The organism is Nonomuraea aridisoli (assembly GCF_003236395.1).
Classification (GTDB): Bacteria; Actinomycetota; Actinomycetes; order Streptosporangiales; family Streptosporangiaceae; genus Nonomuraea; species Nonomuraea aridisoli.
Map to the genome: position 1 here is coordinate 15936 of NZ_POUD01000021.1, position 14121 is coordinate 30056.

Below are 14121 nucleotides of genomic sequence, written 5' to 3' on the forward strand. Positions count from 1 at the left end.
CGCCGGAAGTTGCCGCTTCCAGCGGCCCCGCCTTCTTGTCAGGCCGCCGTGTCGGCGGCGTCCGGGCTGGCCGGCTGTTCGGCGTGCAGCTGCTCACAGTCGGCCAGGTAGCGAGCGGCGGCGGTGAAGAGTTCGCGGGCGGTGGCCAGGTCGGCGTGGGTGACCGGTCCGGCTCCGGTGGTGGACAGGTGCACCGCGGCCTCGTGCGAGCACAGCTCCAGGTACGGGCGCGGCTTGTCGAACAGGAGCCCGGCACGAACCTTGAGGTCAGCGGTGTGGAAGGAGACACCGACGTGCGGCGTGGCTTCCGGTCGTAGGGACACGGTGACGTAGGTGTACGGCGTGTGCTCGTGCTCGTTCACGCCGCTACGCCCTTGCCGTCGGGCAGGCCGTGGAAGCTGCGCTCCAGAGAGCGTGCGAAGCGGTAGGACTCGCGGGCGAGCTGGCGCGCGAATTCCAGGTCCTCGAAGGTCACGGGTCCGTTGGTGGTGACCAGGACGGAGGTGGCGCCGAAGTCGAGCGCCAGGACGGGCTCACGGCGGGCGAACGGGTGGTTGAGGGTGCGGGCGGCGCGCCCGGTGGTCAGCCGGATCACGCTGTTGCGCGGGGTACGGCGACGGGTCATTTAAGCGGCGTCCTTTCCGGCCGAAGCCTTGCTCTGGGTCTGGGTGGAGTGGGTGGTCTGGCCGGGTGCGCGCATCTCGCGGACCTTGATCGAGTACGCGAGACGTCCGGCGGCGTTGACGTACGGCGTGATCGTGATGCCGTCGAACTCGACCGGCGTGAAGGGTAGGCCCGGCATCGGCTGCGGCGGCACCGGCTGAACCGGAGCCAGGATCTTGACCGCCACTGTCTTCTGGGCGGGCTTGAGGGTCGGGTCACCGTCCATGACCGCGACCTGCCAGACCAGTTCTGCGGTCTGCTTGTCGCGGGCCTGCACGAACCGGCCGTTGGACGAGGCGTCGAAGTCCTTGACGGGCTCGACCTCGCCGACGATGTAGCAGCCGTGCGGGAAGACCATGGCGAAGGTGACGGGGATGGGGCCTTGCAGAGCCATGACGGCTCCTCTCTTGGATGTCTGACACTTGACCTATCAAGTGATGCTCCGAGATTAGGTCGCTCAAACTTGCTACGTCAAGTTACCTGGAGCGAGGTGACGGACCACTTGCCAATCCGGTAGACACATAGCCACGCGATCAAGGAGGAATTGCCCGGTGTACGTGAGGGCGGCAGAGGAGTTCGAGCAGGCCTTCGTCCCCGACGCGCTCGACGTGGGCACGACCTTCTACACCGGCACGCCGTTCACGCCGCGTTTCGGCGGCGAGTCGCGGGCCAAGCATCTGGCGGGCGGCGCCAAGGAGCTGTGCCTCGACGACATCGACTCGGTCAGGCGCAACGTCGACACCCCCGACGACCTACGCGCGGCTGTCCTCCTTGGCCTCGGAGTCCTCACGGCCGCCGTCGTCCGTGAGCTTGAGCTTTCGTATGGCGGGTGCCAGCACGAAGGGTAGGTTGGCCGCCACGGAGCCGAGGCAGGCGATCCACAGGAGTTGGTGAATGGTGATGGCCTCGCCCAGCAGCCCGCCGACGACACCGCCGAGCGGCAGCGAACCCCACATGAGGAAGCGGAGGCTGGCGTTCATCCTGCCGCGCAGGGCTTCTGGGCAGATCGCCTGGCGGTAACTGCCCTGGGCGACGTTGTTCATGACCCCGACCAGGGAGATGAGCGCCATGCCGATCGGGAACAGGGCGAGCCGCCACCCGGGTCCCGTGAAAGCGACGAGCACGAAGAGCGGCAGCATGAGGACGGCTGTGCCCCACATCGTGGGGCCGTGACCGAGGCGGGCGATCACGCGTGACGCGAGGAGCGCGCCGAGCAGGCCGCCCACTCCCGCGCCCGAGACCATCAGGCCGTAGCCCGCCGCGCTCACGCCCAGCTCGTCGACCAGGTACAACGGCTGGACGATGGCCCAGATGCCGCTGATGAACATGTTCATGGCGCCGACGAGGCCGACCAGGCGCAGGACGGGGTGGCCGAGCACGTAGCGCAGGCCCTCCATCAGGCTTACGCGCCCCCCGGAGGGAGTCTCCTTGGCCTTGACGGTCGCCAGCAGGGTGGCGGAGACCATGTAGCTCACCGCGTCGACCACGATGGCGATGGGCGCCGTGAGCACCTGCACGAGCCAGCCGCCGAGGCCCGGGCCGAAGAGCCCGGCGAGGCTGCGCACGGACTCCAGGGTCCCCATGCTCTTGGGCAGCTGCTCCTTGGTCACGATGGAGGGCAGGAAGCTCAGGTGGGCGACGTCGAAGAAGGCCGTGCCGATGCTGACGATCACGGCGACCGCGTAGAGCTGCGCCAGCGTGAGCGCGTCGAACAGCGCAGCGATCGGGATGGACGCCAGGGACACCGCGCGCATCACGTCGGCCGTCACCAGGATGGGCTTCCTGCGCAACCGGTCCACCCACACGCCGGCGGGCAGCCCGAAGAGGAGGAAACCGATCATCCCGGCGGCGCTGAGCAGGCCGAGCTCGAACGGGCCCGCGTCGAGCACCAGCAGCGCGACCAGCGGGAGGGCCACGCGCGTGACTTGGGTGCCGAACTGGCTGAAGCCGTCGGCGGTGACGTACCAACGGAAAGCGGGGGGCATCTGATCTACCCTAGGGGCGTTGGCGCCGCAGCATGGTTCAAGTCCTCAGCCGGCCTTCTCATCGAACGCGTCTCCGGCTACCTGGAGATCCTCGCCGCCCACCAATTGCACTGCGTGTGCGTCGAGACGACCGCCCCCGGCAGCGTGATCTATGAGGATCTCCATCAGGTCGTCGCGGTGCCCTACCGGACCGGGTACGCGTCCTCCAGCTCGTGACGATCAGCCGGAAGCAGCACTTCAACCACGACCAGCGGCAGACCAGAGGCATCCCGGACAGCTCCGAACACCGCCAGGAGCGGCACGTTCTTCGGCATGCCGAGCTGCTTGGCCTCACCAGCGGTGGGCATGCGCGCGGTGATCTGCTCCACGATGTGATCGAAGCGCACGCCCTTGCGTGTTTGCAGATGCTCACGGATGCCCTGCGGCAGCGGCTCGCCGCTGGTCAGATCGGTGCCTTCGGACAACTCCAGGGGCAGCCACAGAGAAACCAGCTCGGTTGGCTCGCCGTCACGGGTCACGAGGCGTCGGCGCAGGAACGCCCTGCTCTTGGGCTGTACGTTCAGCAACGTGGCCACACGGTTGGGCAGCGCGGCCGAGCCCGCCTCCACGAGTTTGCCGGGGGAGTCGGTCTCGGGATTGGTCAGGAAAGCCTGTCCACGCCGGTTGGACTCCACCGATGCCATCGCGGGACGACCGCGCACGAACCGGCCCTTGCCCTGCTGGGACTCGATCCAGCCCTGTTCACGCAGCACCCGCAGCGCGGCCACCACGGTGGGCCGGGAGACACCGAACTCCGCGATGAGCTGGTGTTCGCTGGGGAGGAGAGAGCCCGGCTGGTAGGTTCCCGACTCGATACGCCGTTGAAGGGCCTGCACAAGCTGCGCATACTTCGGCGGCACGGACTCTAGCGACATTTTGACCGTCCAACACCCGACAGGTTGTTTTACCAAGTTTGAGCGTAACCCGGTTCAGCCCGCTCGTCCACACCCTCAAGGGAGCAGGGAAGAGGCCCGGCGGGCAGCCGTGGAGGGGACGGGGGCGCCCTTCCATGGGTGTGGACTCGACCGCCTGCCAGGCGATGAGGCGCGACGAGGCAGGTAAGGACCGACCCTGTGCCTCTCCGGACGGGGGTGTCACCGCCCCGCCGCGCCTGCCTGTCACTTGGCGACGTACTCCGCCAAGACGTTCGCCGCGCCCTCCACATCGCTGACCGGGTGCCGCTTCTCGGCGTTCTGCCAGGAGTAGTAGGCGCCGCCGTAGCCGACGAACACCCACACCGGCAATCCTGGCTCTGCCCGATGCACCATGAGCGCGCTGTTGTTGTCGCGCAGCTCGGAGTTGACGCCGCGGCTGACGAGCTGGTCTCGCAGTCGGATCAGGGCGTTCGCCTCGTCCTGTCGCCCGAAGCCGTTCAAGGCCGCCTGCATGATCGAATTCACTTCCCGCTCCCTCCGGCCCGGCCGCTTGCGAGGCAGTCGAGACACATCCGCTCTCCCATCGGTTCCGCCTCCTCTTCGCTGCCGATCAGGAGAGCGTGGCGCGAGCTCTTGAGCTTGTAGCCACGTCCCCGGCATGCGGAGCAGGGGGCTGTCTCGCAGTTCTCGTCTGGCCGGGTCACCGTCGCCATCTCCTCGCGAGTCGTTTTCGGTACTCCCTACGGCGGGAGCCCGCGTTCGCTTACCTTGTTGATTGATGGCAAGTCCACCGGCAAAGCAGAATGAGGGGACCTGCCGATAGGCCCCCCTCATAACCCCTTTTCGATCTCCGCTCGGAAAGAAGGCCAGATATGCCCGACGCCGCACCGAATGAGCGACTTCGGAACTGGCGACAGCAGGCCGATTTGACCCGCGCCGAAATGGCGAAAATGGTCAACCTGACCAAGAGCGGGATCAAGTACCGCCTGAGCTGCGACGAGGAACGGATACGCCGCTGGGAAGCCGGAGAGGTCACATGGCCACGCGAGCCATACCGGTTGGCTCTGGCCGAAGTCACGCACCTTGACCCCGAAGACCTGGGCTTCACTCCCACCAAACGTGGACGTACGCCCGAAAAGACCCCCACAACGGCCGATAACATCAGAAATACACCGCGCGCTGTAACTCTTCCTGGGCTTGGAGGGGAAGAGAGAGACGTGCGACGCCGTGAATTCGTCGGCCTCACCGGAGCCGCTCTGTTCAGCGCCGTACTCGGAAAACCGGCCCAGGGCGCGGACCTCGATATCGAGAAGCTAGCCGCCGTACTGGTCGACTACACCAGCCCGGCTGATGGACCTGCCAGCCTCGATTCACTGGCGAAGGCGGTCGCTGCCGCAAAACGCAACTATCAGGCGTGCCGGTACAGCGAGGTGACCGCCAAACTCCCCGCTCTTCTCCGGGAACTTCGCGCGGCCTGCGCCTTCACGGAGGGCGATGAGCGCCTACGGGCCCATGCCCTCTCCGCCGAGGCATACCACGTCACGGCCTCCATCCTGCTCAAGCAGGAAGACAAGGGCCTCGCCTGGCTCGCAGCCGATCGCAGCGTCCAAGCCGCACACGCCAGCCAGAGCCCGCTCATGATCGGCTCAAGCTCTCGCATCATCACCCACGCCTTGATGGATGGCAGTCACCACCACGCAGCCACGGACGCGGCCCGCAGAGCAGCCGAACGCATGGCAGCCGACCTCACCGAGCCCACCCCCGATGATCTGTCGATCTACGGATCTCTACTGCTCCGGGGAGCCATCGCAGCCGCCGATACGGGCAGCCGTCACAGCACTGCCGAACTCCTGGACGAGGCAGCCGAGGCAGGTAGGCGGCTCGGCCAGGACGGTAACTACATGTGGACCGCCTTCGGCCCGAACAACGTCCTGTGCCACCGCGTCAACGTCGCCCTTCGGTTCGGCGACGCGGGCACCGCTATCGACTACGCCCGCCAAGTCGACCTGGAGCAGCTGCCCATCAACGAACGCAAGGCCACCCTCCTCCTGGACACCTCCCGCGCCTTCCTCACGTGGAACCGGCACGACAAGGCCCTGCAGATCCTGCGCGCCGCAGGCGAGATCGCCCCAGAGGAAATCGCCGGCCGCCCCGCGGCCCTCCGGCTGGTACGTGACATCCTGGCAACAGCCCCGATCAGCGTCCGCCGCGAAGCCCGCGAATACGCAGCAACCCTGGGAGTCATCGCGTGACCCAACCCGGTGAAGTCCTGTACATCATCGTCTGCGCCGCAGGACCAGCCCCCGACGTCGGGCGCCTCGTCAACCTCGCCCAGGACGCCGGCTGGACCGTACAGATCATCGCCACCCCATCGGCACTCGACTTCATCGACGTTGCCGAACTGGAGAAGCAGACCGGCCGCCCCGTCCGCAGCCAATACCGCAAACCCGACGAGCCCAAATCCCCCCGCGCTGACGCCATCATCGTCGCCCCGGCCACGTACAACACGATCAACAAGTTCGCGCAAGGCATCGCCGACACCTACGCACTCGGCGTGCTCTCCGAAGCCCCGGGACTCGGCATCCCCGTCGTCATCCTGCCGTTCGTCAACACCGTCCTGGCCACACGTGCCCCCTTCCAACGCAGCGTCGACCAGCTCCGCGCCGAAGGCGTACGCATCCTGCTCGGCCCCGGCCAGTTCGAGCCACACCCGCCAAGCTCCGGAGCAGAACGCATCGAGAACTACCCATGGTCGCTGACCTTGGAGAACTTGCCGAATTAATCTCTTATGGATCAAGGCGGCGGCGCACGCGCCGCCGCGCGGCCCGAGCTTGCGGGCCGCGCGCTGCGCGTGCGGCCTGGGGGCCGTTCTCGCGCACGCCCCACCGCTCGGGCCGCACAACACTCTGAGAGCTATCAGATAAGGATGGGCCAAGTGATCATGATATTTCTTCGTGACCGTCTAGGAAGACCAGCCGTCACCGCTGACCTTCCGGGAAATTTCCTCTGCGATTGAGATAGCTTGCTTCTCGATGTCTTGTGCAGGATCAAACACGCATCCTCCACGAGTCCTCGATTTATCCCATACGGTTTCAGGTACCGCCTTTGACCAAACGGGAATGACATGCCCCATGTCGAATCGCTTCTCGAAAATATCCGACTCAAACCGCGTCCACCGCTTCTGCCCGTATGTCGGGCCGAGGATGACAACCACGTAATCGGCTTCGGCTTCGTAGATGGGGCCGAAGAACTTTTCGAGATCTTCTCCGAGTATGCGAGCCTGCTCGTTCAGATCGTAGAAGACCACTACTCCCAACTCTTCAAGTTGTTCCTTGAGTGCCTCTGCGAACCGGCGATCCTCGCCGGCGAACGACAGGGCAACGTCGTATGTCGTCGTAAAGTTGATCTTCCGGAAACCTATCTTGCGGCCCCATGCAGGAAGATCGAGATTACGCAGATAGAAGGCGAGCTGAGGGTCTTCGATCGAGAGAACGTTGGTTACTGGATCCAGATGAAAAATATCGGCTATCTCTTCGTCGGAAACCAGTTTGGCTAGATATCCGTTTTTGAGTACTACGCTTACACTTGCCCGAGCGACGGGGTCGAGCGTCATGGCTTCAGGCAGTGATATAGCCCATGTTGCCTGCTGTTGAAACCAGCGCAGAATGTACATGTATGGTGCGCGACCACTTGGGCGGAACTTGTTACCCCTCGCGAATCTTGTCAGTACTCGCTCAAAGCGTGTTTGATGCCGCTCCAAGACGAGACGCTTGACCCTTGCATATGGAGCCGTCAGCTCCACATGCTTTCTCTGGGCAGCAAAGATGTTGGCGTCCGAGCATATCTCGTGACATAAAAGCTGTGCTAGATAGAAGCTGCCATGTACGGCTTCTATGATGTTTTCGCGGGCCTTTATGCTTATATTGAGATGTCGTTCGCCAAGCGATATCATCTCGGCAATCTTCGATGACGGTTCTGCATCGAATTTCATAACGTCGAGCCGATTTACCACGTCGGGAGCATGCTCGACGAGTCGCTCACCAGCCCGATTGATGCCAATCACTACTAGCTTACTACTAAGATCCTCGGTGTCTGCAAGGATCTTCAGCAGGTCAGCTATCTCGGCACGCACACGATCTTGCAGAACGTGGAAGTCGTCGATAACGACTAGGCCGAAGTTGCCCACATGTGGAAGGAATTCAATAAGTTCCAAGTCGTCCGGACGACGAGCTGAGAGGTACTGCGCTCTAGCTTGCCAGCCAAGTTCCGCCAGGGCCTGCTTCACGGCAGTGGTCTTGCCGATTCCAGACGGACCTTCTATGACGAGGCCGCGGCCCGGTGTGCGGAGATTGGTCAGCAGAGCACCCCAGCGACTGGGGTGGACGAACGTGAAGTCTGGAACGCCTCCGATTTTGAAGACACTTTCCAGAGTTGGCCCATTGCGCTTCTCGTTCGGACGCTTGTTTGCAGCCACTAATACCTCGACATCACGTTCGTATGACTTGGACCGATCCTACACCACAATTAGCCCGTTTTGCCCTTCCGATATGTCCTGCTATGTCAGACTCTGTGCACTCCTGGTATGGCGAGAAGTCTTATGGCGTAATAGCAAGTGGCTCGCGCTAGCTAGTTGCGGTTATACCGATAACGAGGATTTGGGCTGTCAGTAAGCCTCCATAGAAGGCGATAAGTGTGACGGAGCGTGCCGCATGCAAGTATCCCGCTCTCTGACGATATTGTGTTAGGTCCATTGCAAAAGGCTCCAGTGTCGAACCGGGAGTGCGCGCTTCGTCGTAAAGGGCTCTAAATAGTCTTTCTTGAAATAGAAAATAGCCGTCGAGTAGCCAGAAGGCAACTACTGGAATCAGTGATATCAGGGCGATTTGCCAATTCGAATTCGATACCGAGAAGGCTAGTAGACTGCTGGCTATGGTCAGTGTCCACCCTTTAATAAGGAAGGAATTTCCGCTAATTCGGTTTATTGTCGCCTGAATGAATTCCAAGTGCTTGACCTGATCCGAGCTAAAGCTCTTGGCCGCTGTAATCAAATCATCGCTCATGCTAGCCATCTCTCTGTTGATTCTCACCTTGCTCCTACGCTGCAGAGGCAAGGCTCAATCGGTGCCCGTGCGGCCGGTCTACATGTTCGTGTAGCGAGTGTCCCTAGAGGAGCCCACCGGATCAAGACCACTTGCTGCTCGTTTGTTACCAGGAGCTTGACGCCTGGCGATATGTATCGATTAGGTGAGGCGAGCGAGCTGCGTGACATGGTAGAAACTTAGACATCGCCGTAACGGTGCTGGCCTCCCGATCGCCCGGTTGTGGCTGGTCGCCGCAGGGTGTTGGGGGCGATCGACGGTCCGGAGCTTCGTTCCTCAGCCCCGGCCCACTGGATACCGAGCGACAGGTCGAGCCGAACCCTGTGACCGTCCACAGCGTGTGCGTGATCCGGAACATGCGCGAACGTGCACTGCCTCTCAAGAAGAGCCAGCAACGCCAGCCGCAGACCGGCGTGCCGCCTGAGGAAACGGCGTTCCATTTCTAATCCGACGGCCCTTCGCCTTCCTCGCTCGTTGAGCGTCCCCGACGTGCCCTCATGGTCAAGGGCGCGTGCGTCGTCGCTTTGTGATCAGCTTTGCTGACCTTGACACGGCGGGCCCGCCCTGGGGCCGACAGCTATAAGGGGGACGGGGCGGACCAGGAGGCGGGCCGCGTCGGCACCGGTCGTGGCCTTGGTCGCCGGGCCATTAGCGGGCCATTAAGGGCGGTCAACAGGGGGTACTCACGGTTACGCACAGGTAGCTCCTCGCCCAGGTCAAAGCCGCAGTCCTCGAAGATCAGACCGATTTGCAAGCAGGAAGTCAGGAGTTCGAATCTCCTAGGCTCCACACGTACGAAAGCCCCAGGTCAATGGCCTGGGGCTTTCGATCTTCCGTAGAGTCGTTCAGGGCTTCGTGCCCCGGACCTGGGCCGGTGATCTCTGCGCGCACGCGGCGTTGTTGTCCCTGGCTCAGCGGCCGGCGGCGAGCAGGTCGAGGGATACCTGCCACAGGCGCTCGGCCGCTTCGGGGTCCAGCGCGTGGTCTGCGACTCCGGTGCTCTGGCCGGGCTCGTTACGTACGGCCTGGTTGCAGTTCTCGAAGTACATTCCGCCGTTGCCCTCCAGGTCGGGCCAGGTGGCGAGAAGGGTCGGGGTGGCCGCGCCCTGCTCGGCCGTCCGGTAGTCGAAGTCGGGCAGCGCGGCCCGGGTCTCAGCACTCAGGTGCCGGTCGAGATTGGTCTTGATCGGCCCTGGGTGCACGGTGTTGGCGGTGACACCGTCGGCGGACCAGCGCCGCTGGGCCTCGACGGCGAACAGCGCGGTGGCGGTCTTGGACTGGCCGTAGGCGACGGCTGGATTGTAGGGCCGATCGCGGAAGTTGAGGTCGTTGAAGTCGACGGGTCCGTAAATGTGGGCATCCGAGCTGAGGGTGACCAATCGCGCGCGTCCCGCAGCAGCGAGCGCCGGGTGCAAGCCGGTGGTGAGTGCGAAATGCCCCAAGTGGTTGACGGCGAATTGCGTCTCCAGGCTCTGAGCGTTGTGTGTCTCGGGCGGGAAGCACACGCCGGCGTTGTTGACCAGGATGTGCAGGGGGCCGCTCCAGGCCGCGACCAATGCGTCCACCGATGTGAGGTCGGACAGGTCCAGGTGCGCGACGCGGACGGTTGAATTGCCGGTGCTCGCCACGATGTCCCGGGCGACCTGATCGCCGGCACCGGTATTGCGCACAGCCAAGGTCACCTCGGCTCCGGCTGAGGCCAGTGCCCGCGCGATTTCGATCCCGATACCCGAGGACGCGCCGGTGACGATGGCTCTCTGCCCGGACAGGTCTCGGCCGGCGACAACGTCGGCAGCGGTGCTGTCGGCGTTGAACGGTGTGGTGATGAGCACGGTCATGAGAACATTCCTTGTCGGATGGTGCAGACTTGCAGAAATCGTTATCGGCGGCACGGTGGGGCGGGCCACATCCACCTGCGCAGTCGCGGTAGTGCGAGCCCAGGGCGGCACCCGCGAGCGTGTTTGGTGCCGGTCCGCTGCGGCAGCGGTAGTCGCTGTGGAGCAGCCGAACTCGTCCCGTTGTCGGGGTCGGTGATGCGGAATGCGAACTTGGCCCGTAGCCCCTCCGCCGCCCAGCAGCGCATCTCGTCAGCACAGTGGTTGACAAAAGCAATCTTGTCGGGCACGGCTTGCTTCGTCCAACATGAGTTGCCTGCAACGGTCACAGCCTGACCCTGTTAGCTCGGAGCAACTCTCCCTTGCGCCTGCTCCTGGCTCCATGCGACGGACGTAGCGGCCCTGGTTCTGGCAGGTATGGCGTGGGGGTCAGCCGGATTCGGTGAGGTCAGTGGAAGCGGCCAGTTCGGTGACGACGTCCAGTAGACCGTGCAGCGCGGGTGAGGTGTTGTCGGGCAACCACACCATCTCGGTGGGAACGAACTCCCCGGTCAGCGGTACGAACACCACTCCGGTGCGCCGGAGACTGCTCGCGGACCTGGCGAGCCGGGTTACCCCGACACCGGCCGCCACAAGGCCGAGAAGCCCTTGCACGCTTGCGTCCCGCTGGACCACGTCAGGGGTGAACCCCGCCGTACGGAAAGAGTGGTCGAACGCCTGGTGCCAGGGTTCCCATGAGCTACGCGGGGTCAGCACCCACCGTTCGGCGGCCAGCTCACGCAGGGTCAACTCCGTTCGATCGGCGAGCGGATGCTCCTCGGGCAGGACGGCGCATGCCGGCTCGCTGATCAGCGTTCTGGTCGCCAGACCGGCCACCAGCGGAGGCCGGGTGAACGCGACGTCGTAGCGGCCTTTGAGCACGCCTTCGACCAGAGGCGCGATCGTTGTCTCCTCCGTCGTCAGGCTGATTCCCGGCAGTCGTTTCCGGACGGCCCGGACCACCGGGGGGAGCAGGTGGTTCGTGGTGGTGGCGAGGAAGGCGAGGCGGAGGCTGCCGATCTCGCCACGGACGGCTCGTGCCACGACGTCGATGGCTTCGTCGGCTCGGTCGAGTACCGCGCGGGCCTCGGGGAGGAACAGCGCACCGACGGCGGTCAGCCTGGTGCCCCGGGTACCGCGGTCGAACAGCTTCGCACCCAGCATGCGTTCCAGCAGGGCGATCTGCTGGGACAGGGACTGCTGGCTGATCAGGAGTCGCTCGGCGGCACGTGTGTAACTGGATTCCTCGGCGACGGCGACGAAGTACCTCAGTTGCCGAAGATCAGGGGTCACAGGAAAAGCCTACAACCGCGACAGGTAGTGGGTGTTGGACGGCTTTGGCGTGCCGCAACCACCATTGACCTCGGCAAACACCACGTTGAAGGGCATGGGAATGACGAACGAAACGCAGGGCCGCGTCTGGTTGATCACGGGCTGCTCCACCGGGTTCGGCCGGGAGATCGCGCTGGCCGCGCTGGCCGCCGGCGACCGGGTCATGGCCACCGCACGCCGTCCGGAGACGCTCGCCGACCTTGCGGAGATCGGCGGCGACCGGGTCAGCACGGCGGCGCTCGACGTCACGGACCCCGAGTCCGTCCAGGCCGCGACAAAGGCGACGCTGGCTGTGTTCGGCCGCATCGACGTCCTGGTGAACAACGCAGGGTTCACCATGATCGGGGCCGTCGAGGAAACCTCGATGGAGCAGTTGCGCTCGCTGATGGAGGTCAATTTCTTCGGTGCCGCACAGGTCACCAAGGCTATCGTCCCCCTGATGCGCGAGCAGGGCAGCGGGACGATCGTGCAGATGAGCTCGCTGGGCGGCCGGATGACCTACCCGGGGCTGGCCGGCTATGACGCCGCGAAGCACGCGCTCGAGGCTTTCAGCGAGGCGCTGTCGAGCGAACTGGCCCCCTTGGGCGTTCGGGTGCTGCTGGTGGAACCGGGTATGTTCCGCACCAAGATCACCAACAACATGGTTCTGGCTCCCGAGAACCCGGTCTACCAGGCGAGCTCGGGAGGTCTCCGGCAGATGGTCGCGGGGATCGCGGGCAACGAACCGGGTGACCCCGCGAAGGGCGCCGCGGCCATCGTCGAGGTGCTCGACGCCGACAACCCGCCGCTCCGTCTCGTACTCGGCGGCGACGCGGTCGATGCGCTGCGTGCTCACCACGAGTCCCTGCTGGCCGACATGGTCACTTGGGAGACGCTCAGCCGCTCGACAACGATGTCGTGACGTCCGCATCCGTCCCTCCATGAAGGACTGTCGTCGCGGAACGCGACTATGACGGCGATCAGCGTCGAACAGAAACTCGACGAACGCGCATGCACGCCCGAAAGGCGCGAGGTAGACGCGGGTCTGCAGCACCTTTTCAAGGAGAAATCTGACATGACTGGTCCACAACAACCGATCGGCTCCAGCTTCGGCGCCGCGTCCACCGCTGCCGACGTCATCAAGGGGACAGACCTCTCGGGCAGAACCGCAGTAGTCACGGGCGGCCACTCCGGCCTCGGCCTGGAGACCACCCGTGCCCTGCGCTCTGCCGGCGCCACCGTCGTCGTCCCGGTGCGCTCCCCGGACCGTGCCCGCGACATGCTCAGGGGGATCGACGGCGTCGAGATCGACCAGTTGGACCTGATGGATCCGGCCTCGATCGACGCGTTCGCCGATCGGTTCCTCGCCACCGGGCGGCCGCTGGACATCCTGGTCAACGGCGCGGGGATCCAGAACGTACCGCTGACTCGGGACGCCCGCGGGTACGAGGCGCAGTTCGCCACGAACCACCTGGGACACTTCCAACTCACCACACGGCTCTGGCCCGCCCTGCGCCGGGCCAGGGGCGCGCGGGTGGTCACGGTCTCGGCCTGGGCACACCACCTCTCGCCCGTGGTGTTCGACGACCCGAACTTCGAACGACGCGAATACGACGGCTGGCTGGGCTACGGCCAGTCGAAGACCGCCAACATCCTGTTCGCGGTCGGGCTGGACCAGCGCGGCGAAGCCGATGACATCCGCGGCTTCTCCCTGCACCCGGGTCTCATCATCGGCACCAACCTCAGCCCGTGGACCACGCCGGAGTATCTGCGAGCGAATGGCCTCGTCGACGAGCACGGCAACCGCGTCATCGACCCGCAGTCGGGCCGCAAGACCGCCGAACAGGGGGCGTCGACCATCGTCTGGTGCGCCACCGCACCGCAGCTCGACGGCATGGGCGGCGTCTACTGCGAGAACAACGAGATCTCTCCGCTGCTCACCTCACACGACGAGAGCATCGACGTGATGACGGGTCGGGTGGAGACACCCGTCGGGGTGATGTCCTACGCCGTCGACCCACAGCTCGCCGACCGCCTGTGGGACCTGAGCGAACAGTTGACCGGCAGTAAGGTGTAATACTCCAGCGACAACGCCGTTGATTTGATCCGGTATGCATGCCTTCCTCCATCACCGTGACCTCGGCGACGGTGTAGCGTCCCGCACGGTGCCCACCCCGTTCAACCAGGTGGCCGGGCGCCGCTTGTCGGCCAGTGCGTTCGACGTCGCGCGATCCAGCCGGAAGAACTGCCCGTCCCGGGACGCCAGCCGGGGATC

15 protein-coding genes are annotated in these 14121 nt (G+C 64.5%); 5 read left to right on the forward strand and 10 right to left on the reverse strand.

Annotation, left to right across the window (positions count from 1 at the left end):
* Positions 1–38 precede the first annotated feature (38 nt).
* The 3 genes from C1J01_RS07960 to C1J01_RS07970 are packed head-to-tail and all read right to left on the reverse strand — an operon-like array spanning position 39 to position 1057.
* The gene (locus C1J01_RS07960; RefSeq protein WP_111177623.1) at positions 39–362 is read right to left on the reverse strand and encodes a hypothetical protein; all 324 of its coding nucleotides are present in this window, start codon (positions 360–362) and stop codon (positions 39–41) included.
* Positions 359–625 carry a hypothetical protein gene (locus C1J01_RS07965; RefSeq protein ID WP_111177625.1) on the reverse strand — a complete coding sequence of 89 codons (267 nt, stop codon included), beginning with the start codon at positions 623–625 and terminating at the stop codon, positions 359–361. The genes C1J01_RS07960 and C1J01_RS07965 overlap by 4 nt, the downstream gene beginning before the upstream one ends.
* A complete protein-coding gene (locus tag C1J01_RS07970; RefSeq protein ID WP_111177627.1) occupies positions 626–1057 on the reverse strand; it encodes a plasmid replication, integration and excision activator in 432 nt (143 codons plus the stop codon).
* Between the two features lie 157 nt (positions 1058–1214).
* On the opposite strand from C1J01_RS07970, the gene C1J01_RS07975 reads away from it, so the two are divergent.
* The gene (locus C1J01_RS07975) at positions 1215–1511 is read left to right on the forward strand and encodes a glycosyltransferase family protein (protein WP_235854317.1); all 297 of its coding nucleotides are present in this window, start codon (positions 1215–1217) and stop codon (positions 1509–1511) included.
* Here C1J01_RS07975 and C1J01_RS07980 read toward each other — a convergent pair.
* The 3 genes from C1J01_RS07980 to C1J01_RS07990 form a co-directional block, all read right to left on the reverse strand.
* A complete protein-coding gene (locus C1J01_RS07980) occupies positions 1416–2648 on the reverse strand; it encodes an MFS transporter (protein WP_111177629.1) in 1233 nt (410 codons plus the stop codon). The genes C1J01_RS07975 and C1J01_RS07980 overlap by 96 nt on opposite strands.
* A 182-nt stretch (positions 2649–2830) precedes the next feature.
* Entirely contained in the window at positions 2831–3547 is a 717-nt protein-coding gene (locus C1J01_RS07985) for a GntR family transcriptional regulator (protein ID WP_220039790.1), read from the reverse strand.
* Between the two features lie 258 nt (positions 3548–3805).
* A complete protein-coding gene (locus C1J01_RS07990; protein WP_146615494.1) occupies positions 3806–4087 on the reverse strand; it encodes a hypothetical protein in 282 nt (93 codons plus the stop codon).
* A 347-nt stretch (positions 4088–4434) separates the two neighbouring features.
* Here C1J01_RS07990 and C1J01_RS07995 point away from each other — a divergent pair, with 347 nt between their 5' ends.
* Positions 4435–5814, forward strand: coding sequence for a helix-turn-helix domain-containing protein (locus C1J01_RS07995; protein WP_111177635.1), 1380 nt, complete (start codon positions 4435–4437; stop codon positions 5812–5814).
* Entirely contained in the window at positions 5811–6344 is a 534-nt protein-coding gene (locus C1J01_RS08000) for a flavoprotein (protein ID WP_111177637.1), read from the forward strand. Before C1J01_RS07995 ends, C1J01_RS08000 begins: the two co-directional genes overlap by 4 nt.
* Positions 6345–6524: 180 nt before the next feature.
* Here C1J01_RS08000 and C1J01_RS08005 read toward each other — a convergent pair whose 3' ends face one another.
* From C1J01_RS08005 to C1J01_RS08015, 4 genes are all read right to left on the reverse strand, one after another.
* On the reverse strand, positions 6525–8036 hold the full coding sequence (locus C1J01_RS08005) for a TIR domain-containing protein (protein WP_146615495.1): 1512 nt from the start codon (positions 8034–8036) through the stop codon (positions 6525–6527).
* Positions 8037–8184: 148 nt separating this feature from the next.
* Positions 8185–8622, reverse strand: a complete 438-nt coding sequence (locus tag C1J01_RS49010) for a hypothetical protein (RefSeq protein ID WP_146615496.1) — start codon at positions 8620–8622, stop codon at positions 8185–8187.
* A 950-nt stretch (positions 8623–9572) separates the two neighbouring features.
* Positions 9573–10499, reverse strand: a complete 927-nt coding sequence (locus C1J01_RS08010; RefSeq protein WP_111177641.1) for an SDR family NAD(P)-dependent oxidoreductase — start codon at positions 10497–10499, stop codon at positions 9573–9575.
* Between the two features lie 426 nt (positions 10500–10925).
* Entirely contained in the window at positions 10926–11828 is a 903-nt protein-coding gene (locus tag C1J01_RS08015) for a LysR family transcriptional regulator (protein WP_111177643.1), read from the reverse strand.
* A gap of 34 nt (positions 11829–11862) precedes the next feature.
* Here C1J01_RS08015 and C1J01_RS08020 point away from each other — a divergent pair, with 34 nt between their 5' ends.
* Both C1J01_RS08020 and C1J01_RS08025 read left to right on the forward strand, forming a co-directional pair.
* Complete coding sequence (locus C1J01_RS08020; RefSeq protein ID WP_235854318.1) at positions 11863–12768, forward strand: SDR family NAD(P)-dependent oxidoreductase; 906 nt, start codon at positions 11863–11865, stop codon at positions 12766–12768.
* A 48-nt stretch (positions 12769–12816) separates the two neighbouring features.
* The gene (locus tag C1J01_RS08025; RefSeq protein WP_328589605.1) at positions 12817–13923 is read left to right on the forward strand and encodes an SDR family NAD(P)-dependent oxidoreductase; all 1107 of its coding nucleotides are present in this window, start codon (positions 12817–12819) and stop codon (positions 13921–13923) included.
* The last annotated feature ends 198 nt before the right edge of the window (positions 13924–14121 follow it).

Bases quoted from the DNA above. Each gene is read 5' to 3' on its own strand.
- C1J01_RS08010 (WP_111177641.1), bottom strand. From the start codon at position 10,499: ATGACCGTGCTCATCACCACACCGTTCAACGCCGACAGCACCGCTGCC.
- C1J01_RS08025 (WP_328589605.1), top strand. From the start codon at position 12,817: ATGACGGCGATCAGCGTCGAACAGAAACTCGACGAACGCGCATGCACG.
- C1J01_RS07995 (WP_111177635.1), top strand. From the start codon at position 4,435: ATGCCCGACGCCGCACCGAATGAGCGACTTCGGAACTGGCGACAGCAG.
- C1J01_RS49010 (WP_146615496.1), bottom strand. From the start codon at position 8,622: ATGAGCGATGATTTGATTACAGCGGCCAAGAGCTTTAGCTCGGATCAG.
- C1J01_RS07980 (WP_111177629.1), bottom strand. From the start codon at position 2,648: ATGCCCCCCGCTTTCCGTTGGTACGTCACCGCCGACGGCTTCAGCCAG.
- C1J01_RS07970 (WP_111177627.1), bottom strand. From the start codon at position 1,057: ATGGCTCTGCAAGGCCCCATCCCCGTCACCTTCGCCATGGTCTTCCCG.
- C1J01_RS07965 (WP_111177625.1), bottom strand. From the start codon at position 625: ATGACCCGTCGCCGTACCCCGCGCAACAGCGTGATCCGGCTGACCACC.